At 61.9% G+C, this 441-nt stretch carries 1 protein-coding gene; it reads right to left on the bottom strand.

Going from position 1 to position 441, the window contains the following annotated elements:
- Window positions 1-441: TPM domain-containing protein (locus tag P2Q66_RS17900; protein ID WP_275730323.1), on the bottom strand; the 441-nt coding region annotated here is incomplete at both ends.

The raw sequence follows: 441 nt of genomic DNA, 5'->3' as shown, positions 1-441 counted from the left end.
GCCAACGAGGACGGCAGTGCCGGCCCCATTACCGGAGGGGAGGTTGCCGCTGCCGCCTCCAGCTGCGTCGCCAATTGCCTCGGCGGCATTCACGGCCGCCTGGGCGTAGTCGCCGTTAGCCAGCTGAGGGCCAATAGCGCTGCTCTTGATGTTTTCGACCTGGGCCGCGGTGATCTTGCTTCCACCCTTATTCAGGATGTACTGCCTGGTGTCGGTAGCAACGGCAAGGATCAATGCGTTGGGTCCCAGGCCGGCCTTCTTGGCTACCTCGTCCGTCCACGCTTCACGGTCAGTTGGATTTTCGAACTTTTTGACGGTGACCACGTGGAGCACGGTGGCGTGATCGGTGCCCAGCTTTTTGATGGCGGCCTCGACCTCGGACTTGTCACCGCCAAGGACGCCTGCGGAGTCGACGATCTTTGTCGCTGGATCCAGTGTCAC

The organism is Arthrobacter sp. Cr_A7, assembly GCF_029222765.1.
Taxonomy (GTDB): Bacteria; Actinomycetota; Actinomycetes; order Actinomycetales; family Micrococcaceae; genus Arthrobacter.
The sequence above is the reverse complement of the archived record's forward strand: the minus strand, read 5'-3'. Positions and strand labels throughout refer to the sequence as shown.